We start from the raw sequence: 1,486 nt of genomic DNA on the forward strand, positions 1-1,486 counted from the left end.
GCTTAAACCGGGACAACCGTCGCCCGGCCAACATAGCCTTCTCCGTCCCCCCTTCGCAGTAACACCAAGTACAGGAATATTAACCTGTTTCCCATCGACTACGCCTTTCGGCCTCGCCTTAGGGGTCGACTCACCCTGCCCCGATTAACGTTGGACAGGAACCCTTGGTCTTCCGGCGAGCGGGTTTTTCACCCGCTTTATCGTTACTTATGTCAGCATTCGCACTTCTGATACCTCCAGCATGCCTCACAGCACACCTTCAACGGCTTACAGAACGCTCCCCTACCCAACAACGCATAAGCGTCGCTGCCGCAGCTTCGGTGCATGGTTTAGCCCCGTTACATCTTCCGCGCAGGCCGACTCGACCAGTGAGCTATTACGCTTTCTTTAAATGATGGCTGCTTCTAAGCCAACATCCTGGCTGTCTGTGCCTTCCCACATCGTTTCCCACTTAACCATGACTTTGGGACCTTAGCTGGCGGTCTGGGTTGTTTCCCTCTTCACGACGGACGTTAGCACCCGCCGTGTGTCTCCCGTGATAACATTCTTCGGTATTCGCAGTTTGCATCGGGTTGGTAAGCCGGGATGGCCCCCTAGCCGAAACAGTGCTCTACCCCCGAAGATGAGTTCACGAGGCGCTACCTAAATAGCTTTCGGGGAGAACCAGCTATCTCCCGGTTTGATTGGCCTTTCACCCCCAGCCACAGGTCATCCGCTAATTTTTCAACATTAGTCGGTTCGGTCCTCCAGTTAGTGTTACCCAACCTTCAACCTGCCCATGGCTAGATCACCGGGTTTCGGGTCTATACCCTGCAACTTAACGCCCAGTTAAGACTCGGTTTCCCTTCGGCTCCCCTATACGGTTAACCTTGCTACAGAATATAAGTCGCTGACCCATTATACAAAAGGTACGCAGTCACCCCATAAAGAGGCTCCCACTGCTTGTACGTACACGGTTTCAGGTTCTGTTTCACTCCCCTCGCCGGGGTTCTTTTCGCCTTTCCCTCACGGTACTGGTTCACTATCGGTCAGTCAGGAGTATTTAGCCTTGGAGGATGGTCCCCCCATATTCAGACAGGATACCACGTGTCCCGCCCTACTCTTCGAGTTCACAGCGTGTGCATTTTTGTGTACGGGACTTTCACCCTGTATCGTGCGACTTTCCAGACGCTTCCACTAACACACACGCTGATTCAGACTCTGGGCTGTTCCCCGTTCGCTCGCCGCTACTGGGGGAATCTCGGTTGATTTCTTTTCCTCGGGGTACTTAGATGTTTCAGTTCCCCCGGTTCGCTTCATTACGCTATGTATTCACGTAATGATAGTGTGTCGAAACACACTGGGTTTCCCCATTCGGAAATCGTCGGGTATAACGGTTCATATCACCTTACCGACGCTTATCGCAGATTAGCACGTCCTTCATCGCCTCTGACTGCCAGGGCATCCACCGTGTACGCTTAGTCGCTTAACCTCACAACCCGAAGAT

Annotated in this window: 1 rRNA gene; it reads right to left on the reverse strand. The window is 53.0% G+C overall.

From position 1 onward, the window contains the following. Positions 1-1,471 (reverse strand): 23S ribosomal RNA (locus tag EV102420_RS20705); the annotation flags it as partial. Positions 1,472-1,486 lie beyond the last annotated feature (15 nt).

Source organism: Pseudescherichia vulneris NBRC 102420 (genome assembly GCF_000759795.1).
GTDB classification, from domain to species: domain Bacteria; phylum Pseudomonadota; class Gammaproteobacteria; order Enterobacterales; family Enterobacteriaceae; genus Pseudescherichia; species Pseudescherichia vulneris.